Source organism: Longispora urticae (genome assembly GCF_053902585.1).
The window spans coordinates 21,799-43,539 of the sequence record NZ_JAQZSH010000048.1 but is presented as its reverse complement, the minus strand read 5'-3'; the positions used below and the strand labels follow the sequence as shown (position 1 = coordinate 43,539).

Sequence of the window (21,741 nt, the reverse complement as noted above, 5' to 3'; positions counted from 1 at the left end):
GCCGTGCGACCTGTCGATGAGTTCACCGTGGATCCCGCCCGGGCCAGGGTCTACGAGCACGGCTGGCAGAGCTGGAGCCCGAGCGGGTGGTACCCCGTGACGGCGACCTCGCCGCGTCCCGTGCGCCCGCCGACGCGGGTGATGAGCTACCGCCCGGGCAGACCGGCCCCCGACCAGGGTTTCCAGGGGGAGGGGCTGCTGGCGGTCGACCCGGGCGACGGGGGACCGGTCCGGGTCTACGCGGGCGGCGGCGACATCCCGTCGATCCGCGCCACCCTCACCGACGGTCGGCTCCTGATCGCGGCGGACGGCCCCGTGACCACGACCGGGCACGACGCGGCCGGCCCCGACCCGTTGGCGGTCTGGGCCGACGATTTCGCGAAGGCGGCCGGTGTCGGCCCGATCCGGCCGGCCCCCACCGCCTGGTGCTCCTGGTACCACTACTACACCCGGGTCACCGAGGCCGACATCCTGGAGAACCTGGACGCCATCCACCGTACGGCCCTCCCCGTGGACGTCGTCCAGATCGACGACGGCTGGCAGTCCGGGATCGGCGACTGGCTCACCCTGTCCGACCGGTTCGCCTCCCTCACCGAGCTGACCGCGAAGGTCCGCGACACCGGCCGGCGCTCCGGGATCTGGGTCGCGCCGTTCCTGGTCGGCGCTCGCAGCGACCTGGCCCGCGAGCACCCCGACTGGCTGCTCGGCGACGCCGGCCACAACTGGGACCAGGACCTGTCCGGCCTCGACCTGACCAACCCGGCCGTGACCGACCACCTCCGCACGGTCTTCACCGGCCTGGTGGCGGCCGGCTTCGACTACTTCAAGATCGATTTCCTGTACGCCGGCGCCCTCCCCGGCCCCCGCCGGTCCGGCGCGACGCCCCTGGAGGCCTACACCGCCGGCATGCGCGCCATCCGGGAGGCGATCGGCGACTCCTACCTCCTCGGCTGCGGGGCCCCGATCCTGCCCAGCGTGGGCCTGGTCGACGCGATGCGCGTGTCCGCCGACGTGGACCCGTCCTACGCCCCGCACGACGGCGACCTGTCCCAGCCCTCCCAGGCCGGCGCGGCGCTGTCCACGGTGGGCAGGGCGTTCCAGCACGGCCGGTTCTGGGTCAACGACCCGGACTGTCTGATCGTCCGCCCGGCCGTGGAGCGCCGCGAGGAGTGGGCGGAGGTCGTGGCCCGGTACGGCGGCCTGCGGTCGTGCTCCGACCGGATCGCGGACCTCGACGGCTGGGGCCTGGACACCACCCGCCACCTCCTGGCCACGGTCCCGCCCCCGGTGCCGTTCACGTAGGTTTCCGGTGGGCGGTGCGTCCGGTTGACCCGGCATCGGCGTACTCATATGTTTCGTTGTGTTTGGCAGTGATGTTTCCTGTGTGATTGCTGCCCAGAGGGAACTGTGAGGTAGTCATGCGCCTGTTCCGCCGCACCGGCCTGATCGCCGTCCTCGCCACTCTCCTGCTCGTCGCGCTCGGCGCGCCCCCGGCCCACGCGGAGCTCGAACACCCGCGCCAGGCCTACCTCCGCGACGCCACCGGCGGACTGTTCCTGCACTGGGGCATGCGCACGTCCCCGGGCTACACCAGCTGCACCGCCTGGGAGAACGCGGTCACGAGCGGCGGCTGGGACCCCGGCTACTGGGTGGCCGAGGCGAAGAAGCTGCACACCCGGTACCTGGTGCTGGCCACGTTCCACAGCCGCCTCGGGTACGCCCGGCCGTGGCCGTCGGCGATCCCGGGGAGTTGCAGCACCCGGCGGGACTTCCTCGGCGAGCTGATCACGGCCGCCAACGCGGACGGGCTGAAGGTCATCCTGTACATGACCGACGATCCACAGTGGCACGCCGAGGGTGGCCACGAGTGGCTGGACTCCGCCGCCTACTCCGCGCACAAGGGCCGCGACGTCGACCTGACCGGGCGCGAGGGGTTCGGCGAGTTCAGTCAGGAGAACTTCGTCGAGGTGATGGCGCGGTACCCGAAGCTGTCGGGGTTCTGGATCGACAACGACAACGCCTACTGGGAGTCGCACGGGCTGTACCAGCAGATCCGCGCCGACCGGCCGAGCTTCACCCTGAGCAACAACAACGAGGACACGCCGATCATGGACATGATCAGCAACGAGCAGAAGACGGGCATGACGCCGGCGTACGACTACCCGCAGGCCGTGTACACCGCCGCGCCCCGCCTGATCGAGGCCGACTTCAAACTCCCGTCGACCGGCGCGTGGTGGTACGGCGGCACGGACTCCGCCGTCGACTACCAGCTCACCCTCGGCCGGCTGCTCACCAACACCGGTTCCTCGATCAAGTCCCTGATGGCCGAGACGGCGATGGTCGACGGCCGGTTCCCGCCGAAGCAGGAGGCGTTCAACGACTTCGCGGCCGGCTACCTCGACCGGATCTGGGAGTCCGTCGGCGGCACCGAGGGCGGCGGCTACGGCTTCGGCGGCCTGCAACCCGGCTCCTGGAACGACGGCGCGCACGGGGTGACCACGGTCAGCCGGACGAACCCGGACCTGCACTACGTCCACGTGCTGACCAGGCCGTCGACGGGCACCCTGACGGTGCGGGACAACGGGTACCAGGTCAGCCGGGTGTCGGACCTGCGCACCGGCGCGGCCGTGGCCTTCACCCAGGGCGGCGGGAGCCTGCGGCTGACCGGGCTGACCGGTTGGGATCCGTACGACACGGTGTTCAAGGTCGAGACGGCAGGGCGGCAGGGCATCTACCCGCCCGCCTCGGTCACGGAGACCGCCACCGCGTCGGCCAGCGGGCACGCCGCCTCGGCCGCCGGGGACGGCGACCACCGCACCTACTGGGACAGCGACCGGACCACCCCGGTGTCGCTGCACTTCGACCTGGGCGCCGCGAAGAAGGTCCAGTACCTCGGGATCAACCAGCGCGAGGACTCCGTCAGCTACCCGCGTTCGGCCACCGAACAGTCCGCCAGAATCAAGGACTTCCGGGTGTACGTGTCCGCCGACGGCACCACCTGGGGCTCCCCGGTGCGGACGGGCAGCCTGCCGAGCCGTCGGGGCGTGCAGTTCGTGGACCTGCCCGCGACCACGGCACGGCACGTCCGGCTCGAAGTGGTCTCCACGCACGCGGCGTCGAGCGATCCGACCCGGTACAGGCGGCTGCGGGTCGACGAGGCGTGGGTGGGGGCCGACTACGCGGGCTCTCCTCGCTATGAGGCCGAGAGTGCCGTGGTCACCCGGGGTGCGGTGGAGTCCAACCACGCCGGGTACTCCGGCACCGGCTTCGTCAACTACGACAACGTGGTGGGCGGCGCGGTCCGGTTCACGGTGCAGGCACCGGCCGCCGGCCCCGCGACGCTGACCCTGCGCTACGCCAACGGGACCACGGTCAACCGCCCGATGGACGTGAAGGTCAACGGGGTCGTGGTCGCGGCCGGCCGCGCGTTCGGGCCGACCGCGAACTGGGACACCTGGGCCAACACATCGCTCACCGTGACCCTGGCGGCGGGCCCGAACACGATCGAGGCGGTCGCCACCACGGCCGACGGCGGCCCCAACCTGGACTACGCGGACGTGGGCCCGGCGTGACCCGGGCCTGGCGGTGCGGCGGTCCGGTCCGAGCCGGGGTGCGGCGGCTCCCGGTACCCGGCTAGGGGTTCTGGTTCGGGAGCAGGAGGGACGTGATCGTCGCGATCGACGCGTCCGGCAGGTGCCAGGTCGGGGTCAGGTCCTCGGGCAGGGTGGGCCCGACGAACACCGACCGGCCCACGGCGCGCAGCATCGGCACGTCGCCCCGGCTGTCCCCGACGGCCGCCACGTCGGCCATCGCGATGCCCCGCCGGGCCGCGAACTCGGCCAGCAGCACCGGCTTCGTCCACGGGAACACGTGCCGGAAGCCGCGCCCGTGCGGCCGGGTGCCGATGAAGTCGGCGACCCCGAAGCGTTCCGCGAACCACCGCACGGTCAGCGTGAAGGTCAGGGACACGATCACGACGGGTACGCCCGCCGCACGCAACGCCGCCAGCCCCTCGAACACCCCGGGCGCGAGCGGGATGTCCCCGAGCGGCCCGGTGATCCGGTCGGGGGCCAGCCCGGTGAGGATCGGCCACACCCCGGTCCGGGCGGCGCGGATCTCCGCCTCGGTCCGCGACGTCTCCCAGACGGCCATCCGCTCGGCGAAACCGTTCGCGGCGGCGATGCTCTCCAGGCAGCTCGGCCCCCGGGTGAGCGTCCCGTCCAGGTCGAACGCGACCAGCGCGGGCACCCCGGCGGCGGCCCCGTCCCCGTGCCGCACCTTACGGTTGCCAGCCGAGCCCTCCGCCGCGGTCACGGGTTCGCCCGCGAGTACTCGGTCACCAGGCGGGTCAGCAGGGCCGCCGCCGGCCACGCCTGCCGCCCCGGCCGGGTCACCGCGTACATCCGGCGGACCGCCTCCACCCCCGGGATCGGCGTCAGCACCACCCCGGCCCGGGGCGTGAGGAAGTCCGGCACGAGGGCCACGCCCAGCCCGGCGGCCACGATGTCCATCACCAGTTCGAGGCTGTCGGCCCGGTGCGTGACCCGGGGCGCGAACCCGGCCAGCGCGCAGCACCGCTCCGCCAGCTCGGTGTCGTCCTCGCTGCGGGAGTTCGCCACCCAGGGCTCGCCGGCCAGGTCCTCCAGCCGGGTCGGGACCGGGCCGGCCGGGACGACGAGCACCATCGGGGTCGAGCACACGTACCGGGCGGTCTCGTCGTCGGCGAACCGGGGCACCAGGTTGTAGTCGTAGACGAAGCCGAGGTCGATCTCGTCGTCGGCGAGCAGGGCCGCCACCTCGGGGGGTTCGCGTTCCTGGAGTTCGACGCGCAGGTCGGGGTGGCTGGCGGCGAGCGGGCGCACCACGGGCAGCACGAAGCTGGTCAACGCGCTGGTGTAGGCGGCCACCCGCAGCACCCCGCTGGGTGGTCCGTCGGGGCCCAGGGCGGCGTGCGCGGCGTCGATCGCGGCGAGGATGCCCTCCGCGTGCTCGACGAGCCGCCGGCCGGCGGGGGTGAACCGGACCGTGCGCCCGGTACGTTCGAGCAGGATCGCGCCGACCTCGCGCTCCAGGGTGGCGAGGTGCATGGAGACGGTCGACGTGCCGTACCCGGTGGCGTCGGCCACGGCCCGCATCGTGCCCCTGCGGTGCAGCTCGACGAGTACCCGGAGTCGATGGGTGTCCATGTTCTCGATTGTCCATGATTCATGAACGGTTAGTCCATGATCCTGCGATAGACATGAACGGTACGGCCGGGGTGCGATGGACCCATGACCCCCGCGACCTCCGCCCCCGCCGTCGGCTACGCCCTCGCCTCGATGCTGATCATCCAGGTCGGCGCGGCGGTGTCCACCTCGCTGTTCACCACGATCGGACCGGCCGGCGCGTCGTGGCTGCGCCTGTCCTGGGCGGCCGTCATCTTCGTCGCGATCGCCCGGCCGAAGGTGTGGCGGATGCGCCCGGCCGACCTCGGGACGGCCGCCGTGCTCGGGGTGGTCAGCGCCGGGATCACGCTGCTGTTCTTCGAGGCGGTCGCCCGGCTGCCGCTGGCCACCGCCGTGGCCGTCGAGTTCCTCGGGCCGCTCGCCGTGGGTCTGCTCCGCCCGGGCGGCCGGACCTGGCCGGCGCTCGCGTTCGGCGGGGTACTGCTCGTCACGCAGCCCTGGACGGGGACCGCGGACCTGGTCGGGATCGCCTTCGCGCTCGGGGCGGCCGCGTGCTGGGGGGCGTACATCCTGCTCACCCAGCGGGTCGCCGACCGGTTCTCCGGGCTCGACGGGCTGGCCGTGTCGATGCCGGCGGCGGCCCTGGTGGCGACGTTCTTCGGCGCCCCGGCCGCGTGGCCGCACCTCGACTGGTCGCTGCTCCTCGTCGGGGTGGGGCTCGCGCTGCTGATCCCCGTGCTGCCCTACACGCTGGAGCTGCTGGCGCTGCGCGAGCTGACCACGTCGGCGTTCGGGACGCTGATGAGCCTGGAGCCGGCGTTCGCGTTGGTGGTGGGGGCGGTGATGCTGCACCAGATCCCCGGGGTGCTCCAGGGGGCGGGGATCCTGCTGGTCACCCTCGCGTCGTTCGGCGCGGCCCGCACCGGCTCCCGCCCCGCACCGGCCGCGCCCGAGCTGGAGGTCAGTAGTCCGCGGTCTTCGTGACCTTGCCGAACCGGGGGAACACCGTCCCCACCGCCATCGCGTGCTCCTCGGCCGTCAGCCCGGACATCGCGTCCTCGACGAACTCCACCTCGAACCCGGCGTCGGAGGCGGCGCGCGCCGTGGACTCCACGCCCATCGTCGTCACCAGCCCGCCGAACACCACCGTGTCCACGCCGCGGGCCCGCAGGTCGGCCTCCAGCGTCGTACCGGAGAAGGCTCCGACCGTGTTCTTCACGATCAGCGTGTCACCGTCGTGCACGAGGCCCTCGACGAACCCGCTGCCGGGCGGCTGTTCGGCGACGTTGGGCCGGTCGACCCGGACGAGGAACACCGGCCGGCCCGCCGCGCGGAACGCCGAAGCGAGCTGGAGGCACCGGTCGAGCACCTCGGGACCGGTGTGCGGGGCGACCGGTAGCGCGACGATGCGCGGCATGAGGTCGATGAGGACGAGACCCGTTGTCATGACCGGAGGGTAGCGTGGCCGCCATGAGGCATATCGCGCTGTTGCGGGCGATCAACGTCGGCGGGCGGAACAAGGTGGCGATGTCCTGGCTGAAGGAGGCCATGGTCGGGATGGGGTTCACCGACGTGGCCACGGTCGTGCAGAGCGGCAACGTCGTGTTCACCGGCGCGGGAGAGGACCTCGCGGGCGACATCGAGCGCCGGATCACCGCCGACCTCGGGCTCACGGTCTCGGTGCTGACCCGGACCCGCGACGAGCTGGCCGCCGTAATCGCGCGCAACCCGTGGCCGGACCGGGTGAGTGACCCGACGTCGGTGCACGTGGACTTCCTGTCGGCGGTCCCCACGGCGGCGAAGATCGCGACGCTGGACCCGGCCGCGCTGGAGCCGGACGAGTTCCGGGTCGACGGCACGGAGGCCTACCTGTGGTACGCGAACGGTTCCGGCCGTTCCAAGCTCACCAACGACCTGCTGGAGCGGCGTCTCGGCGTCGTCGGCACCGCCCGCAACTGGAACACGGTCACCAAGCTCCTCGCGCTGGCGGACGCATGAGCGAGCTGCGCACGGGGGTCGACGTGCCCGGGGTGCCGGCGGAACGCGCGCTGGCCGCTTTCACCGACCCGGACGTGCTGCGCGCCTGGTGGGGCGGGGAGCTGTTCATGGCCGACGGGTTGTATGTGGTGAATTTCGCGCACCTGGGCCGGGTGCTCACCGGCCGGGTACTGGCGCACGAGCCCGGGCATCTGGCGTTCTCCTGGCAGTGGGACGGGGAGGGCAGGGCGTTCCGGGTCGACGTGCGCGCGGACGGCAGGCGGCTGGAGCTGACCCACGGGCCGTACACGCCCGCGGACGCCGACGAGCGCACCGCGCACATCGCGGGCTGGGCGTTCTTCCTGCCCCGGCTGGCGAAGACCCTCCTCACGCCTTAACGGACGGTCCCCGGGGCAGCGGATCCGGTGCCCCGGCGCCTAGTCTGTGGGCCATGGGAGCCTTGCAACCGGTGCACCTCGCCTTCATCCTCTGCCCGATCGTCCTGGCGGTCGCGGCCGTGATCGGCGTGGTCCTGTTCGTCTCGAAGGGCAAAAACCGCCCCTGACCCCAAATTTTTTTGGTACGCCGCGCGCACACCGATCGACAGGTGTGCGCGCGCTTTTTTCCTTGGCATACAAGGGTTTTCGGCATTCGCGTTGCCGGGCTGCCCCGCTGCTCCACATAGCAGTTGGTAGGCGTATTTACACGAATACATCACATGTGCAGATTTGTGAGTGCACTCTTATCACATGACTAGCGGTGTCTCAGCGAGCGGCGAACCGGCCCAGTTCTACTGGTGTCTGCGACACAACCGTGTGGAGACCGAAGGCAACGCGTGCGCCGGGGTGGATCGCCTCGGTCCGTACGCGACCGCGCAGGACGCGAGCCACGCACTACAGAAGGTGGCGGAACGCGAGGCGCGACTGGATGCCGAAGACGCCCGCTGGAAAGGAGAAACGGCCTGATCCGGTGCGATTTTTGCATACAAATCAGTGCTAGCTCTCAAGGAGGAAACCATGGCCACGATGGCTAAGAAGGCGCCGGCCAAGAAGGCCGCGAAGAAGACCACCGCCGTGAAGGCCGCCGCCAAGAAGACGGCGACCAAGGCGGTCAAGAAGACGGCGGCGAAGAAGACCGTCGCCAAGAAGACGGTCGCGAAGAAGACCGCGCCCGCGACGAAGGCGGCCGCCAAGAAGGCCCCGGCCAAGAAGGTCGCCACCAAGAAGGCGGCGGTGAAGAAGGCCGTCGCGAAGAAGACGACCACGGCGGCGAAGAAGGCCCCGGCGAAGAAGGTGGTGGCCAAGAAGGTCGCTGCGAAGAAGACCGCGCCGGCGAAGAAGGCCGCGACCAAGAGCACGGCCAAGACCGCCGTGAAGAAGGTCGCCGCCAAGAAGGCCAGCACCGTCCGCAAGGCGACCACGGCCGCCAAGAAGACGACGGCGAAGAAGGCGCCCGCCAAGAAGGTGGCCGCGAAGAAGGCGACGAAGACCGCGCCGACGAAGACGACGGCGGCCAAGAAGGCCCCGGCGAAGAAGGCGACGGTCAAGAAGGCGGTCAAGAAGGCCGCCGCGAAAAAGACAACAGCCCGCAAATCTACTGGTACGACCAAAAAGTAGTGCATCACGCGGGGCGGGGTCCGGGGACGGGCCCCGCCCCAGCGCGTCCGGACGTTTTGCCGGCGGGACCTGGTAGAAAGACCGCGTGACCCGGATCTCGAGTGCCCCCAGGATCGACTTCTCAGACCTGCGCCGCGAGCTGGACCTGCCCGGGGAGTTTCCCGCCCCGGCGCTCGCCGAGGCCGCCGCCGGCCCGCGCGACCTGCCCCGGACCGACCGCACCGACCTCGCCTTCGTCACCATCGACCCGCCGACCTCCATGGACCTCGACCAGGCCATGCTCCTCACCCGGCACGAGGACGGCTACCGGGTGTACTACGCCATCGCCGACGTCGCCGCGTTCGTCAACCCCGGCGGCGCGCTGGACGCCGAGACCTGGCTGCGCGGCCAGACCGTGTACCTGCCCGACGGCAAGGTGCCGCTGCACCCGAAGGTGATGAGCGAGGGCGGCGCGAGCCTGCTGCCCGACCAGGACACCCCGGCCGTGCTGTGGACGATCGACCTGGCCGCCGACGGTACGACCACGCACGTCGACGTCGAACGCGCGCTCGTCCGCAGCCGCGCCAAGCTCAGCTACGACATGGACCCGGCCACCCTGCCCGAGTCGATCGCCCTGCTGCCCGTGATCGGCCCGCTGCTCGTCGCCCTCGGCCTGGCCCGGGGCGCGATCAACCTGCCCATCCCGGAGCAGGAGATCTCCCCGGACGGCGACGGCTGGGCGCTGCACCTGCGCCAGCAGACCCCGCTGGAGCAGTACAACGCGCAGATCTCCCTGCTCACCGGGGCCGCCGCGGGCGCGATGATGCTCGCCGGCAAGGTCGGGCTGCTGCGCACCATGCCCCCGCCGGAGCAGGGCGCCGTCAACCGGCTGAAGACGTGCGCGAAGGCCCTGGGCATCGCGTGGCCGGCCGGCGCGAAGGTCGGCGAGGTGATCGCCACCGTGTCGCCGGGCGAACCGCGCGGGGCGGCGTTCCTGGACGCGGCGGCCGAGCTGATGCGCGGCGCCGGGTACACGCCGTTCGACGGGGCGGTGCCCGAGCAGTCCCAGCACGCGGGCATGGCCACGGCGTACGCGCACGTGACCGCCCCGCTGCGCCGGCTCGCCGACCGGTACGCGACCGAGGTCTGCCTCGCCCTGCACGCCGGCCAGCCGGTGCCCGACTGGGTGCGGGCGGCGCTCCCGGGGCTGCCCGAGGTGATGTCGAAGACCGACCGGCGGGCCAACGCGGCCGAGCGCGGCGCCGTCGACCTGGTCGAGGCGGTGCTGCTCGCCGACCGGGTGGGCGAACGCTTCGAGGCCGGGGTGCTCGACCTCGACGACCGGCGCGGGGTCAAGGGCGGCATGGTCGCGGTCGAGGAGCTCGCCGTGGTGGCGCGCTGCGAGGGGGCGCTGCCGCTGGGGGAGCGGGTGCAGGTGACCCTGGTGGAGGCCGACCCGAAGAAGCGGCGGGTGCTGTTCCGGGCCTAGAGGCGCGGGGCCGCTCCCGGCCTGGAGGCGGGTCGCCTGGGGCGCGCGGTGGGCCTCAGAGGCGCACGTAGACGTTCAGGCCGTACGGGGTGTACCCGAGACGCTGGGCGATCCGCATGGCCGCCGGGCTGTCCACCAGGGCCCGGAACCGGGCGATCCCGTGCAGTCGGAGCGCGTGCGAACTGGCCGCCGCCGCCGTCCGGGTCGCCAGGCCCCGCCGGCGCGCCTCGGGCCGGGTCAGCAGCCCGACGTCGGTGGGCTGGCCGTTCCAGTTGGTCAGGTTCGCCGCCGCCAGCAGCTTGCCCTCGTCGAACGCCCCGAACAGCGCGCCCGGCTCGTCGGCGAAGCCGCCCTCCTCCCAGTCCTCCTCGGGGCAGGCGGAGCGCAGCTCGGCGAGCGCGAGGTGGTCACCCGGGTTGAGGCGGCGGATGGTCGAGTGCTCGGGGAGCCGGTCGGCGCTGGTCAGGTAGTGGTGCTGGCTGGGCCCGAGTACGGCGGCCTGCGGGAAGACCCCCGACCAGAACTCGGCGGTCAGGAGCGACTCCGGACCGATCCCGTGCACGGCCATGACGGCGTCGGTGAGCTGTTCCGTGGGGACCGTGACCCGGACGCAGCCCGGGGTGCCGAGCACGTAGACCCCGTGTCCACCCCTGCTGTCGGCCACGAGGTGCACGCCCGGGGTGGTGTCCCGGCCGAGCGCCCGATTCCAGTACTCCTCAACGACATTCAGCACCACGGAAGGGTGACATCGGTAACACCAAAGGGCAATGACCCATTCAGCTCAGTTGGTATGTCAGAACGGTTGGCGCCTCGGCCAGAGAGGGGCCATACCAGGTCAGATGGCGGCCGGAGACAAAGGCGCTGCGAAACTCCGGAAACGCTTCCGGACCGTCGCCCGGATGAAAAGCGTAGGGCTCGTCGGGAAAGACAATGATGTCCGGTTCCAGGGCGGTTGTTTCCTTCACCGACTTTTTCGGGTACCGCCCGGAATGGACCGTCGGGAAACCCAGTCTGGCGAGTACGTCGGCCGCGAACGTGTCCTCGCCGACCCACATCCACGGCTTCTTCCAGATCGGCACCGCGACCCGGCGCGCGGGCGGCGGGGAGAAGTCCCACGCGGTCCGCGCCTGTCGCAGCCATTCCGGATCCGGACGGTCGAGCAGGACGCAGATGTCGGCGAGCGCGTCGAGGGCCTCGGGCACCGTGCGCGGATAGGTGACGTGCACCCGCAGGCCGGCGGCGCGCAGCGCGAGCACGTCCTCCTCGCGGTTCTCCTCCTGGTTGGCGAGCACCAGATCCGGCCGCAGCGCGAGGACGGCGGCCACGTCGGGCCACTTGGTGCCGCCGATCCGGGCCACGTCCAGGTCGGCCGGGTGGGTGCACCAGTCGGTCGCGCCGACCAGGGCGCCGGGCGCGGTGGCGGCGACGGCCTCGGTCAGCGACGGGACGAGCGAGACGACCCGGCCCGGGTCAGACATCGGTGACGCGGACCCCCGCGTGCGCCTTGTACCGCTTGTTGATCGCGATCAGGTTCGCGGTCAGCGCCTCCACCTGGTGCGCGTTGCGCAACCGGCCCGCCCAGATCCCGCGCATCCCCGGGATCCGCGCCGCCAGCGCCTGCACGACGGCGGCGGCCTCCCGGTCGTCCCCGAGCACCAGCACGTCGATGTCGATGCTGGCGACCGCGGGGTCCAGCAGCAGCGGCGCGCTGACGTGGTGGAACGCTGCCGTCACCCGGGAGTCGGGGAGCAGCGCGGCGGCCTGCTGGGCGGCACTGCCCTCCTCGACGGCGAGCGCGTACGGGCCCTGCTTGTCGAAGCCCAGCGGGTTCACGCAGTCGACCACGATCCTGCCGGCCAGCTCGGCGCGCAGGGACGCCAGCAGCTCGCCGTGCCCGGCCCACGGCACGGCCACGATCACGACGTCGGCGGCCGCGGCGACCGTGGCGTTGTCCCCGCCCTCCGCGCCGATCTCCGCCCCGGCGGCCTGGCCGCGCTCGGCCGTCCGGGAGCCGATCAGCACCCGCTGTCCGGCCTTCACCAGGCGGACCGCGAGGCCCCGACCCTGCTCGCCGGTACCGCCGAGGATGGCGACGGTCAGTGCGGAAACGTCAGGCAGGTCCATGCGCGCCATCCTACCCACGGGTAAGCGCGCCGGGGACGGGTCCTCGACGCGCTCCGCCGCGTACCTAGAAGGTGTGGTCGATCGTCGGGAACTGGCCGCCGCGGACCTCGTCGGCGTAGGTCTTCGCCGCGTTCTCCAGCACCCCGGCCATGTCCGCGTACCGCTTCACGAACCGCGGCATCGGGCCGGTGCGCAGGCCGACCAGGTCCTGCCAGACCAGCACCTGCGCGTCGCAGTCCGCGCCCGCGCCGATGCCGACCGTCGGGATGGTCAGCTCCTTGGTCACCCGCGCGGCCACGTCACCGGGCACCATCTCCATCACCACGGCGAACGCGCCGGCCTCCTGGACCGCGTGCGCGTCGGCGAGGATGTCGGCACCGGCGTCACCGCGGCCCTGTACCCGGTACCCGCCCATGGTGTGTTCGCTCTGGGGGGTGAACCCGATGTGCGCCATCACGGGGATGCCCGCGTCGACGAGGGTCCGGATCTGGTCGGCGCGCTTGCGGCCGCCCTCCAGCTTCACCGCGTGCGCCCCGGCCTCCTTCATGAACCGCACGGAGGTGTGGAACGCCTGCTCCGCGTTGAGCTCGTAGGAGCCGAACGGCAGGTCCGCCACGACCAGCGCGCGCTGGGTGGCGGTGACGACGGCGCGGGTGAGCGGGATCAGTTCGTCCACGGTCACGGGCAGGGTCGTCGAGTGGCCGAAGACGTTGTTGGACGCGGAGTCGCCGACGAGCAGGACCGGGATGCCGGCCGCGTCGAAGATCCCCGCCGTGTACTGGTCGTAGCTCGTCAGCATCGCCCAGCGCTCGCCGTTGTCCTTCGCGAGCTGGAGGTCGCGGGTGCGGACGCGCCTGGTGCTGGGGCCGCCATACAAAGACATGATCGGTCTCCTTGTCCCTCGAGGCCCTCGCGGGTCCCCGGGTGTTGAGAGGTTCTCGATCGATCGTCCCACCCGACCCGGCCCTTTCGGCAGGGTCGGGTGGACAATCTCACAGCTCAGCCCGTGTCGGAGACCCGGTCCCGGCCGACCCAGACCGTGTAGCCGTCGTAGGTGTCCTGCTCGTCGGGGAGGAAGTCCAGCTCGGCCAGCAGCTCACCGGTGTCGGGGGCGAAGATCAGCACCAGGTGCCGGCGGGACCCCCCACCGGCGCTGGTGGGGAACTTCGAGTCGTCGGCGCTGACCGCGACGCCCTGCCGGCCGAGCGGGTCGGTGACCGCCCCGAGGCAGTTCACATACGGGGCCTGGGCGAGGAAGCGGAGCAGGGCGGTCCGCTGGGCCCGGTTCGGCAGCTGCATCTGGGCCTCGCTGACCATGTTGAGCGCGTTCGACGGCCCTGACCACTTCGGCGCGGCGGCGTAGCGGCGGGCCACCTCGGCCGGGTCGGTCAGCAGGGGCCGGGGCCTGCCGTCCCCGGCGTCGAGCTCCATGTCGACGGTCGAGCCGCTCAGGATCTCCGAGCGGTGGTCGGCGAACCAGGACCGGGCCTCCTCGGTCGGGAACCGCGCCGGCTGGATGATCCGCCGGACCCGGCCCGCGCCGTCGGCCGCGAGCCAGCTCCGGGAGTCGGTCACCTGGTACGCCCGCCGCTTGTCCCCGCCGTACGCCACCTGGTCCCCGAACGTCGCCACCCGGGCGTACCTGCCGGTCGCCGTGTCGTAGGCCGTCTCGGCCACGCGGTCGGCCAGCGGGTTCAGGCAGGTGGCCGCGGGGCCGGTCGGGGCCGGCAGGTCCGTCAGGGCCGGCGGGGTGCCGTGGTACGCGGGCCCGGGCACCGGCCCCGGCCGCAGCACCGCGACGCCGGTCGTGACCAGCACCGCCACGAACACGCCGGCCACCGCCAGCTTCGGCCACCGGGCGGGCCGCGCGGACCGGGCCCCGGGTTCGGCCGTGATGTCCCCGCGCGCCCGGGCGAGCAGGTCCGTCGGGTCCGGCACCGACGGGTCGAGGCCGGCGGCCGGGTCCGCGGGACCCAGGAGTGCGCGGACGCGGTGCACGGTGTTCATCGGGTCGCTCCCTTGACCGGGGTGGCGTCGTGCTGCGGGGGAACGCGGTCCAGGGCCGCGACGAGCCGTTTGCGGGCCCTGTGCAACCGGACCGCGCACACCGCCCGGCCGCAGCCCAGCACGGCGGCGGCCTCGCTCACCGACAGCTGTTCCCAGCCGACGAGGCGCAGCAGCTCCCGGTCGTCCTCGGACAGCGTGCCGAGCGCCGCGCGGACGTCGAGCAGCTCGTCGACGCCACCGACCGGGGCCGGGGCGTCGACGAGCTCCACGAACGCGGGCCGGGCCCGCCGCCACTCGTTGGCCAGCAGGCGACGTGCCACCCCGTACAGCCACGGGAGTTCGTGACCGGGCACGTCGGTCCTGCGCCGCCAGGCGGTCAGGAAGACCTCCTGGGCGAGTTCCTCGGCGGGGCCGAGCGCGCCGAGCCGGCGCAGGCCGTAGCGCACCACGGCCGGGTAGCACTCGGCGTACACGGCGCGGAACCAGACCTCGTTGGGTTCCCTCATGCTCCGGTATGTGTCGCGGGAGGGCCGGTGATTACAGCCCTTCGCGGAACCGGTTCGTCATCGGCAGCCGGCGGTCCCGCCCGAACGCCTTGATCGAGATCTTCGTGCCGGGCGCGGACTGCCGCCGCTTGTACTCGGCGATGTCCACCATCCGCAGCACCCGGTCCACGAGCGCCGGATCGTGCCCGGCGGCCTTCAGTTCCGCGCTGCCCATGTCCAGGTCGATGTAGCCGTGCAGCAGCGGGTCGAGGATCTCGTACGGCGGCAGGGAGTCCGTGTCGAGCTGGTCGGGGCGCAGTTCGGCGCTCGGCGGCTTGGAGATCGAGTTCTCCGGGATCAGCGGCGAGACCGTGTTGCGCCACCGGGCCAGCCGCCAGACCAGCAGCTTCGGCACGTCCTTCAGCGGGTTGAAACCGCCGGCCATGTCGCCGTAGAGCGTGGCGTACCCGACGGCGAGTTCGCTCTTGTTGCCGGTGGACAGCACCAGGTGGCCGTGCTGGTTGGACAGGCTCATCGAGACCATGCCCCGGATCCGGGCCTGGAGGTTCTCCGCCGCCAGGCCGCTCAGGGTCATGTTGGCCATGAACGCGTCGAACATCGGCGCGATGGGCTGCACGCTGAAGTGGAACCCGCCGAGCTTGGCCGACTCCTCCGCGTCGTCGAGGGAGTGCCCGCTGGAGTAGCCGCTGGGCATGGCCACACCGTAGACGTTGTCCCCGCCGACCGCGTCCACGGCGATCGCGGCGACCACGGCCGAGTCGATCCCGCCGGACACCGCGAGGATCACGGAGCGGAACCCATTCTTGCGTACGTAGTCGCGCAGGCCCGTCACGAGCGCGCCCCACACCTCCGCCTCGTCGCCGAGCCGGGGCTCGATCCGGGGCGCGACCGCCGGGCCGGTCAGCTCGGGCAGCGCCGGCAGGGCGGTGCGCGCGACGAGCATCTCGCCGAAGTCGCCGGTGTCGTCGGAGGTGGCCAGCGGCAGGTGCAGGTCCACGACGAGGAGCTCCTCGGTGAACTGCCCGCCGCGCGCCAGCAGCTCGCCGTCGGCCGACACGACCAGGGAGTCCCCGTCGAAGACCAGCTCGTCCTGGCCGCCGACCAGGTTCACGTACGCGACCGCCGCGTTGGCCTCGCGCGCCCGGCGGGCCACCAGCGGCAGCCGCACGTCGTCCTTGTTCAGCTCGTACGGCGACGCGTTGATGTTCACCACCAGGCCCACCTCCGCGCGCCCGGCCACCGCGAACGGGCCGCCCGGCTGCCAGATGTCCTCGCACACGGTCATCGCGACGTCCACCCCGTTGATCCGGACCACGGTCAGGGTGTCGCCGGGCACGAAGTACCGGTCCTCGTCGAACACGCCGTAGTTCGGCAGGTGGTGCTTGAAGTACCGGGCGACGACCCTGCCGCCGTGCAGGAGCGCGAGCGCGTCGCGGGGGCCCCGGTCGCGCGCGGAGTCCGAGCCGGTGCGGGCGGGGCCGTCGGCGTCGAGGTAGCCGACGATGACGGCCAGCTCGGGCGGAACCTCCGTGGCGAGCTGGTCCACGGCGGCCCGGGAGGCGGCGACGAAACTCTCCCGGAACGTCAGGTCCTCCACCGGATATCCGGTCAGGGTCATCTCGGGGAACGCCACGATCTGCGCGCCCGCCTCCCGGGCCCGGAGGGTCCAGTCGCGGATCAGCGCGGCGTTGCCGGGGACGTCCCCGACAGTGGTGTTCACCTGGGCGAGAGCGAGGCGCAGTGTCGGCATGGCTCCTATCTTGCCCCGGAGGCCGTACGGTAGTCCTGACAGGTCATCTGAGGGGGCGTAACGGTGGATCGGCAACAGCAGTTCGTGCTGCGAACGCTGGAAGAACGGGATATCCGGTTTGTCCGATTGTGGTTCACGGATGTGCTCGGCACGCTCAAGAGCGTGTCCGTCGCGCCGGCCGAGCTGGAGGCCGCGTTCGAGGAGGGCATCGGGTTCGACGGCTCCGCGATCGAGGGCTTCGCGCGGGTGTACGAGTCGGACATGGTCGCCATGCCCGATCCCACCACGTTCCAGGTGTTCCCCTTCGAGGGCGGCGCGTCCGGCGAGAGCGCCCGGATGTTCTGCGACATCCTGATGCCCGACGGCTCGCCGTCCTGGGCCGACCCCCGGCACGTGCTCCGCCGGGTGCTGTCGCGGGCGGCGGAGAAGGGCTTCACCTTCTACACCCACCCCGAGATCGAGTTCTTCCTGTTCAACGACCTGCCCGACGACGGCTCGGCCCCGAGCCCCGTCGACGCCGGCGGATACTTCGACAACACCACCCACGCCGCCGCCCGCGACTTCCGCCGCCAGGCCGTCCTCGCGCTCGAACGGATCGGGATCTCCGTCGAGTTCAGCCACCACGAGGTCGCCCCCGGCCAGCAGGAGATCGACCTGCGGTACGCGGACGCGCTGACCACCGCCGACAACGTGATGACGTTCCGGCACGTGGTGAAGGAGGTCGCGCTCGGCCAGGGCGTGCACGCCTCGTTCATGCCGAAGCCGTTCAGCGACCAGCCGGGCAGCGGCATGCACACCCACCTGTCGCTGTTCGAGGGCGAGCGCAACGTCTTCCACGACCCGTCCGACCCGATGAAGCTGTCCAAGACGGCGCGCTCCTTCATCGCCGGGCTGCTCGTGCACGCGCGCGAGTTCACCGCCGTGACGAACCAGTGGGTCAACTCCTACAAGCGGCTGTTCCCGCAGCACGTGGAGAACCGGATCACCGAGTCGCCCGCCTATGTCTGCTGGGGCCACTCGAACCGGTCCGCGCTGGTCCGGGTGCCCGCGTACGGCAAGCCCAACTCGGCGCGCGTCGAGATCCGCTCGCCCGACACCGCCTGCAACCCGTACCTCGCCTTCGCCGTCCTGCTGTCCGCCGGCCTGCGCGGCATCGAGGAGGGCTACGAGCTCCCCCCGGGCGCCGAGGACGACGTGTGGGGCCTGTCCGACGCGGAGCGTCGCGCCATGGGCTACGCTGCGCTGCCGCAGAACCTGGCCGAGGCCATCGAGGTCATGGCCGGTTCGGAGTTCGTCGCCGAGACCCTCGGCGAGCACGTGTTCGACTTCTTCCTCGCCAACAAGCGGGCGGAGTGGGAGGAGTACCGACGACAGGTCACCCCCTACGAACGCCAGCGCTACCTCGGGATGCTCTAGTGGAACTCCTCGCGTCCGGCAGGGACGCCGACGTCTACGCCATCGACCGTGACCGTGTGCTGCGCCGCTACAAGGGCCCGCACAACTCGGCGGGCGAAAAGACCATCATGGCCAGGTTGCACACCCTCGGCTTCCCCGTACCCCGGGTCTACTCGGCCCGGCAGCGCGACCTCATCATGGAACGCCTCTACGGCCCCTCCATGGTCGAGGCCCTCGTCTCCGGTGACCTGGAGGCCGAGCGCGCCGGGCTCATGCTCGCCGAACTGCACCAGCGGCTGCACAAGCTCCCCGCGCCGGTCCCCAACAAGCCCGATCACCGGATACTGCACCTGGACCTGCACCCCGGCAACGTGATCATCACGTCCAAGGGGCCGGTCGTCATCGACTGGCGCAACAGCCGCACCGGCGAACCGGGGCTGGACCGGGCCGTGACCGGGGTGATCCTGGCGCACGTCGCGGCCGGGGACAGCATCCTGGCGGCACCCGCGCGGGCGCTGCTCGCGGCGTACCGGGAGGCGTTGGGGGAGCCGTTGAGCCATGTCCGGGAGGCGATGGCGTTCCGGGCGGCCGACGGGAACCTGACCGAGGCGGAGCGGAACGAGTTGTCGCGCGCGGAGGCGTTGCTGGTCTAGCCGGGCCTTCGGGCCCCCACGGTACTGAGAACGTGAACGAGCCGCGCTGCCGACTTCGGCAGCGCGGCTCCGTTCGTCAGTGGGCCGACGGGTTGGGCACCCGGGACTGGACCGGGCGGTGCGTGGCCCTGCGGAACAGCAGGAACGCCTCGCACCCCAGGCACAGGCCGAAGGCCGCGTTCAGGAAGGCTGCGGCCAGGGCGAACCCGGCGGCCACGGTACCGACGACGGGCGCTCCGGCCAGGTATCCGACGGTGGCGACCGCCGCGAACCCGAAGCCCACGGTCTGGGCGAACCGGAACGGCGCGGCGGGCTCCAGCTCCTCGGGCCGGCCGAGCCGGGGCGCGAGCAGGGCCCTGTAGACGAGGCCGTAGGGGGACAGCGCCGGGCGGAACGCGCTGAGGGCGAACACGACGGCCTGGGCCAGCGCCAGCCACCCGGAACCGGTGATCAGGACGAGTACGAGGACGACGGTGGTGACCGCGGCGGAGAACCGGGGCCCACGGGGATCGAGCAGCATACGTAACAGCCTTCTCGGACGCGGCGGCGCCCGGACATTCTCGCAGATCAGACCAGGTCGGCGATAGCCGTCATCAGCTGTGACCTGGTCGGCAGCCCGCTGGCGCGCCGCACGATCCGGCCCGCGCCGTCGACCACGAGCACGGTCGGGGTGCGCCGGATGTCCAGCGCCCGGACGGTGTCGAGGTGGTGTTCCGCGTCGAGCTCGACGTGCCCGACGCCCGGGGTGCGCGACGCCACGTCCGCGCAGAGCGCGCGGGTGGCCCGGCAGGGCGCGCAGAACGCCGACGAGAACTGCACGAGCGTGACCGGCAGGCTGAGGTCGAGTTCGAGGCCGGCGAGCGCGGGATGGCCGGGAGCCGGGGCGGCCGCGTCGCGCATCCGGCCGTTCGACCGTTGCCACAGCAGGCCGAGGACAGTGGTCGCGCCGAGCACGGCCACCACGACCCAGAGCCCGGGAGACATCCGTCTACGATCCCACGACCGGCACCCCCTTGAGCAGGTCCAAGGGGATGTCTAGTTGGTCACGTCCGAACTTGCGGGGCTGGACCGGATCGTCCAGCTGGTCGACGTCGACGATCCGGTCCAGCCGGAACACCCGGGCGGCGTCGCGCAGCCGGCACCAGGCGAGCAGATACCAGCAGACCCCGCCCACGTACCCGATCGGCTCGACGACCCGCTTCGACTGCACGCCCTGTTTGTCCAGGTAGACCAGGCGGAGCGCCCGGCCGGCGGTGAGCGCCTCGGCGATGGCCCGGGGCACCGGCGTCGACGGCGGGCCGACCATGTGCACCCGTTCGGCCAGGTCCCGGGTCGCGGACACCTCAGCCGGGGGCATCACGGCCAGCAGCTTGTGCAGGGCGGCCCGCGCGGCCTCCTCGAACGGCGTGCCGCCGAGCTTGTGCAGCGCCACGGCCATCGCGATCGCCTCGCCGGGGGTCACGTTCACCGGCGGCAGGGTGTGGCTGCGGTCGAGCGCGTAGCCCCCGGTGCGGCCCGGTTCCGCGTAGATCGGCACCCCGGACTGCTGCAACGCCGACAGGTCGCGCTCCACGGTCCGGGTGGACACCTCGAACCGGGCCGCCAGCCAGCGCGCGCTGCGGGGGCGGGGCGCGACGGCGCGGAGCTCCTCGACGAGCGCGTAGAGCCGGTCGGTGCGGTTCATGCCGGCACCGTACCGGCGGGGTGTGACAGTGTGCCGGACACGCATGAACCGCCAGGAGGGACGCCAGCGCGGTTGCCCGCTCACAACGGAAATGTCACACCCTCGCGCTAGGTTGGCTGTCGTGCGCCTTCGGTACAACTTTCGGCTCTACCCGAGCCCCAGCCAGGTCGCCAAGTTGGCGCGGGTGTTCGGGTGCGTCCGTGTTGTGTTCAATGACGCCGTGGCCCTCCGCCGATCGTCCCATTGTCGAGGCGAGAGGTTGTCGGACACCGAGATCCAGCGCCGGGTGATTACGGCGGCTAAGAAGTCTCCCCAGCGGGCGTGGCTTGGTGAGGTTTCCTCGGTGGCGCTGATCCAGGCTGTCGGGGACGCTCATGCCGCCCACAAGAACTTCATGGATTCGGTCACCGGGGGCCGTCGTGGTCGGAGGCTCGGGCCTCCACGGTTTCGCAGCCGCCGCGACCATCGCCAGTCGTTCCGGCTCACCCGCAACGGGTTCACCGTGCGCCCGAACGGCACGTTGTACGTCGCCAAGGTTGGCAACATCGCGGTGCGCTGGTCTCGGGAACTGCCGTCAGCGCCATCGTCGGTCACAGTCGTCCGTGATGTGACGGGGCGATATTTCGCGTCGTTCGTCGTGGATGTCGAACCGACGATTCTGCCGGGGTCAGAGACGGAGATCGGGATCGATCTGGGACTGTCCTCCTACGCGGTGACCTCCAGGGGGCAGGTCATTCGGAATCCACGTTTTCTCCGGAATCACGAACGGCGATTGCGCCGAGCGCAGCGGGAAGTCTCGCGCAAGGTGAAGGGGTCGAACAACCGGGCCAAGGCCCGTGTCAAGCTCGCTCGTGCCCACGCAAGGGTGCGGGATTGTCGGCGAGACTGGATGCACAAAGAGACGACCAGGCTGGTCCGTGAGAACCAAGCGGTGTACCTGGAAGACCTGGCGGTGTCCGGCCTCGCACGCACACGAATGGCCAAGAGCGTGTACGACGCCGGGTGGGGCATGTTCCGGCGGTTCCTTGAGTACAAGGCCGCAAAGCATGGTCGACATGTCGGTGTCATCGGCCGGTTCGAACCGACCACCCGCCGCTGCTCGACCTGCGGGGTCGTCGGGGACAAGAAGCCGCTGTCCGTGCGCTCCTGGATCTGCCAGCACTGTGATGCCCATCACGACCGTGATCGCAACGCAGCGAGGAACATCCTCGCCGCTGGACAGGCGGAGAGGCTAAACGCCTGTGGAGGTGGCAGAAGACCTGGCCTTGGCCGGGCAGCCACTGGTGAAACAGGAACCCGCCGAGACGACATCGCGAGCTTCACGCGATGCGTGGCAGGGATCCCCGCCCGGTAGGCGGGGTGGATGTCAAATCAATCTCCGACAGGACGTTGTCGC

Annotated in this window: 24 protein-coding genes; 11 read left to right on the top strand and 13 right to left on the bottom strand. The window is 71.6% G+C overall.

The window, feature by feature from the left end; all coding sequences use genetic code 11:
* Positions 1-3: 3 nt before the first annotated feature.
* Both PT931_RS32840 and PT931_RS32835 read left to right on the top strand, forming a co-directional pair.
* Entirely contained in the window at positions 4-1,302 is a 1,299-nt protein-coding gene (locus PT931_RS32840) for a glycoside hydrolase family 36 protein (protein ID WP_456249602.1), read from the top strand.
* A gap of 116 nt (positions 1,303-1,418) precedes the next feature.
* Complete coding sequence (locus PT931_RS32835) at positions 1,419-3,572, top strand: discoidin domain-containing protein (RefSeq protein ID WP_456249601.1); 2,154 nt, start codon at positions 1,419-1,421, stop codon at positions 3,570-3,572.
* A 61-nt stretch (positions 3,573-3,633) separates the two neighbouring features.
* Here PT931_RS32835 and PT931_RS32830 read toward each other — a convergent pair whose 3' ends face one another.
* Both PT931_RS32830 and PT931_RS32825 read right to left on the bottom strand, forming a co-directional pair.
* Positions 3,634-4,314, bottom strand: coding sequence for an HAD family hydrolase (locus PT931_RS32830; protein ID WP_456249600.1), 681 nt, complete (start codon positions 4,312-4,314; stop codon positions 3,634-3,636).
* A complete protein-coding gene (locus PT931_RS32825) occupies positions 4,311-5,186 on the bottom strand; it encodes a LysR family transcriptional regulator (protein WP_456249599.1) in 876 nt (291 codons plus the stop codon). The genes PT931_RS32830 and PT931_RS32825 overlap by 4 nt, the downstream gene beginning before the upstream one ends.
* Positions 5,187-5,270: 84 nt before the next feature.
* Between PT931_RS32825 and PT931_RS32820 the strand changes: the two genes are divergently transcribed.
* Positions 5,271-6,149 (top strand): EamA family transporter, encoded by an 879-nt coding sequence (locus tag PT931_RS32820; RefSeq protein ID WP_456249598.1) that lies wholly within the window; start codon positions 5,271-5,273, stop codon positions 6,147-6,149.
* Here PT931_RS32820 and PT931_RS32815 read toward each other — a convergent pair.
* Positions 6,127-6,612 carry an isochorismatase family protein gene (locus PT931_RS32815; protein WP_456249597.1) on the bottom strand — a complete coding sequence of 162 codons (486 nt, stop codon included), beginning with the start codon at positions 6,610-6,612 and terminating at the stop codon, positions 6,127-6,129. The two genes, PT931_RS32820 and PT931_RS32815, sit on opposite strands and share 23 nt — an antisense overlap.
* A gap of 23 nt (positions 6,613-6,635) precedes the next feature.
* On the opposite strand from PT931_RS32815, the gene PT931_RS32810 reads away from it, so the two are divergent.
* The 5 genes from PT931_RS32810 to PT931_RS32790 all read left to right on the top strand — a co-directional run bounded on the left by PT931_RS32810 (position 6,636) and on the right by PT931_RS32790 (position 10,226).
* Positions 6,636-7,163, top strand: a complete 528-nt coding sequence (locus PT931_RS32810; RefSeq protein WP_456249596.1) for a DUF1697 domain-containing protein — start codon at positions 6,636-6,638, stop codon at positions 7,161-7,163.
* Positions 7,160-7,540: a hypothetical protein gene (locus PT931_RS32805; RefSeq protein WP_456249595.1), complete on the top strand. Its 381-nt coding sequence runs from the start codon at positions 7,160-7,162 to the stop codon at positions 7,538-7,540. Before PT931_RS32810 ends, PT931_RS32805 begins: the two co-directional genes overlap by 4 nt.
* 351 nt (positions 7,541-7,891) lie before the next feature.
* Complete coding sequence (locus PT931_RS32800; protein ID WP_456249594.1) at positions 7,892-8,107, top strand: hypothetical protein; 216 nt, start codon at positions 7,892-7,894, stop codon at positions 8,105-8,107.
* A 51-nt stretch (positions 8,108-8,158) separates the two neighbouring features.
* Entirely contained in the window at positions 8,159-8,758 is a 600-nt protein-coding gene (locus PT931_RS32795; RefSeq protein WP_456249593.1) for a histone H1-like repetitive region-containing protein, read from the top strand.
* 85 nt (positions 8,759-8,843) lie between these two features.
* Positions 8,844-10,226, top strand: coding sequence for an RNB domain-containing ribonuclease (locus PT931_RS32790; protein WP_456249592.1), 1,383 nt, complete (start codon positions 8,844-8,846; stop codon positions 10,224-10,226).
* A gap of 55 nt (positions 10,227-10,281) precedes the next feature.
* On the opposite strand, the gene PT931_RS32785 is transcribed toward PT931_RS32790, so the two are convergent.
* The 7 genes from PT931_RS32785 to PT931_RS32755 form a co-directional block, all read right to left on the bottom strand.
* The gene (locus PT931_RS32785; protein ID WP_456249591.1) at positions 10,282-10,959 is read right to left on the bottom strand and encodes a GNAT family N-acetyltransferase; all 678 of its coding nucleotides are present in this window, start codon (positions 10,957-10,959) and stop codon (positions 10,282-10,284) included.
* A gap of 43 nt (positions 10,960-11,002) precedes the next feature.
* Positions 11,003-11,704, bottom strand: coding sequence for a helical backbone metal receptor (locus tag PT931_RS32780; protein ID WP_456249590.1), 702 nt, complete (start codon positions 11,702-11,704; stop codon positions 11,003-11,005).
* Positions 11,697-12,350: an NADPH-dependent F420 reductase gene (gene npdG, locus PT931_RS32775; RefSeq protein ID WP_456249589.1), complete on the bottom strand. Its 654-nt coding sequence runs from the start codon at positions 12,348-12,350 to the stop codon at positions 11,697-11,699. The genes PT931_RS32780 and npdG overlap by 8 nt, the downstream gene beginning before the upstream one ends.
* A gap of 64 nt (positions 12,351-12,414) precedes the next feature.
* The gene (gene panB, locus PT931_RS32770; protein ID WP_456249588.1) at positions 12,415-13,233 is read right to left on the bottom strand and encodes a 3-methyl-2-oxobutanoate hydroxymethyltransferase; all 819 of its coding nucleotides are present in this window, start codon (positions 13,231-13,233) and stop codon (positions 12,415-12,417) included.
* A 116-nt stretch (positions 13,234-13,349) separates the two neighbouring features.
* Positions 13,350-14,357, bottom strand: a complete 1,008-nt coding sequence (locus PT931_RS32765; protein WP_456249587.1) for a hypothetical protein — start codon at positions 14,355-14,357, stop codon at positions 13,350-13,352.
* Positions 14,354-14,863 carry an RNA polymerase sigma factor gene (locus PT931_RS32760; RefSeq protein ID WP_456249586.1) on the bottom strand — a complete coding sequence of 170 codons (510 nt, stop codon included), beginning with the start codon at positions 14,861-14,863 and terminating at the stop codon, positions 14,354-14,356. The genes PT931_RS32765 and PT931_RS32760 overlap by 4 nt, the downstream gene beginning before the upstream one ends.
* Before the next feature lie 31 nt (positions 14,864-14,894).
* Complete coding sequence (locus PT931_RS32755) at positions 14,895-16,613, bottom strand: NAD+ synthase (protein ID WP_456249585.1); 1,719 nt, start codon at positions 16,611-16,613, stop codon at positions 14,895-14,897.
* Between the two features lie 63 nt (positions 16,614-16,676).
* Between PT931_RS32755 and glnA the strand changes: the two genes are divergently transcribed.
* Both glnA and PT931_RS32745 read left to right on the top strand, forming a co-directional pair.
* Positions 16,677-18,029 carry a type I glutamate--ammonia ligase gene (gene glnA / locus PT931_RS32750; RefSeq protein ID WP_363726799.1) on the top strand — a complete coding sequence of 451 codons (1,353 nt, stop codon included), beginning with the start codon at positions 16,677-16,679 and terminating at the stop codon, positions 18,027-18,029.
* Complete coding sequence (locus tag PT931_RS32745; RefSeq protein WP_456249584.1) at positions 18,029-18,661, top strand: phosphotransferase; 633 nt, start codon at positions 18,029-18,031, stop codon at positions 18,659-18,661. Before glnA ends, PT931_RS32745 begins: the two co-directional genes overlap by 1 nt.
* Positions 18,662-18,737: 76 nt before the next feature.
* On the opposite strand, the gene PT931_RS32740 is transcribed toward PT931_RS32745, so the two are convergent.
* Genes PT931_RS32740 through PT931_RS32730 form a run of 3 tightly spaced genes read right to left on the bottom strand, consistent with a single transcriptional unit; the run spans position 18,738 to position 20,345 of the window.
* Positions 18,738-19,181 carry a DUF4395 domain-containing protein gene (locus tag PT931_RS32740; protein ID WP_456249583.1) on the bottom strand — a complete coding sequence of 148 codons (444 nt, stop codon included), beginning with the start codon at positions 19,179-19,181 and terminating at the stop codon, positions 18,738-18,740.
* Between the two features lie 47 nt (positions 19,182-19,228).
* Positions 19,229-19,645, bottom strand: a complete 417-nt coding sequence (locus tag PT931_RS32735; RefSeq protein ID WP_456249582.1) for a thioredoxin family protein — start codon at positions 19,643-19,645, stop codon at positions 19,229-19,231.
* 4 nt (positions 19,646-19,649) lie between these two features.
* Positions 19,650-20,345 (bottom strand): helix-turn-helix transcriptional regulator, encoded by a 696-nt coding sequence (locus tag PT931_RS32730; protein WP_456249581.1) that lies wholly within the window; start codon positions 20,343-20,345, stop codon positions 19,650-19,652.
* Between PT931_RS32730 and PT931_RS32725 the strand changes: the two genes are divergently transcribed.
* On the top strand, positions 20,344-21,699 hold the full coding sequence (locus tag PT931_RS32725) for an RNA-guided endonuclease InsQ/TnpB family protein (protein WP_456249678.1): 1,356 nt from the start codon (positions 20,344-20,346) through the stop codon (positions 21,697-21,699). The two genes, PT931_RS32730 and PT931_RS32725, sit on opposite strands and share 2 nt — an antisense overlap.
* Positions 21,700-21,741 lie beyond the last annotated feature (42 nt).

Excerpts from the sequence above, each read along its gene's own strand:
- PT931_RS32780 (WP_456249590.1), bottom strand. The coding sequence starts at position 11,704 with ATGTCTGACCCGGGCCGGGTCGTCTCGCTCGTCCCGTCGCTGACCGAG.
- PT931_RS32795 (WP_456249593.1), top strand. The coding sequence starts at position 8,159 with ATGGCCACGATGGCTAAGAAGGCGCCGGCCAAGAAGGCCGCGAAGAAG.
- PT931_RS32800 (WP_456249594.1), top strand. The coding sequence starts at position 7,892 with ATGACTAGCGGTGTCTCAGCGAGCGGCGAACCGGCCCAGTTCTACTGG.
- PT931_RS32835 (WP_456249601.1), top strand. The coding sequence starts at position 1,419 with ATGCGCCTGTTCCGCCGCACCGGCCTGATCGCCGTCCTCGCCACTCTC.
- PT931_RS32825 (WP_456249599.1), bottom strand. The coding sequence starts at position 5,186 with ATGGACACCCATCGACTCCGGGTACTCGTCGAGCTGCACCGCAGGGGC.
- PT931_RS32815 (WP_456249597.1), bottom strand. The coding sequence starts at position 6,612 with ATGACAACGGGTCTCGTCCTCATCGACCTCATGCCGCGCATCGTCGCG.
- PT931_RS32765 (WP_456249587.1), bottom strand. The coding sequence starts at position 14,357 with ATGAACACCGTGCACCGCGTCCGCGCACTCCTGGGTCCCGCGGACCCG.
- panB (WP_456249588.1), bottom strand. The coding sequence starts at position 13,233 with ATGTCTTTGTATGGCGGCCCCAGCACCAGGCGCGTCCGCACCCGCGAC.
- PT931_RS32760 (WP_456249586.1), bottom strand. The coding sequence starts at position 14,863 with ATGAGGGAACCCAACGAGGTCTGGTTCCGCGCCGTGTACGCCGAGTGC.
- PT931_RS32805 (WP_456249595.1), top strand. The coding sequence starts at position 7,160 with ATGAGCGAGCTGCGCACGGGGGTCGACGTGCCCGGGGTGCCGGCGGAA.
- PT931_RS32740 (WP_456249583.1), bottom strand. The coding sequence starts at position 19,181 with ATGCTGCTCGATCCCCGTGGGCCCCGGTTCTCCGCCGCGGTCACCACC.
- npdG (WP_456249589.1), bottom strand. The coding sequence starts at position 12,350 with ATGGACCTGCCTGACGTTTCCGCACTGACCGTCGCCATCCTCGGCGGT.
- PT931_RS32820 (WP_456249598.1), top strand. The coding sequence starts at position 5,271 with ATGACCCCCGCGACCTCCGCCCCCGCCGTCGGCTACGCCCTCGCCTCG.
- PT931_RS32735 (WP_456249582.1), bottom strand. The coding sequence starts at position 19,645 with ATGTCTCCCGGGCTCTGGGTCGTGGTGGCCGTGCTCGGCGCGACCACT.
- PT931_RS32810 (WP_456249596.1), top strand. The coding sequence starts at position 6,636 with ATGAGGCATATCGCGCTGTTGCGGGCGATCAACGTCGGCGGGCGGAAC.
- PT931_RS32725 (WP_456249678.1), top strand. The coding sequence starts at position 20,344 with ATGCCGGCACCGTACCGGCGGGGTGTGACAGTGTGCCGGACACGCATG.
- PT931_RS32755 (WP_456249585.1), bottom strand. The coding sequence starts at position 16,613 with ATGCCGACACTGCGCCTCGCTCTCGCCCAGGTGAACACCACTGTCGGG.
- PT931_RS32730 (WP_456249581.1), bottom strand. The coding sequence starts at position 20,345 with ATGAACCGCACCGACCGGCTCTACGCGCTCGTCGAGGAGCTCCGCGCC.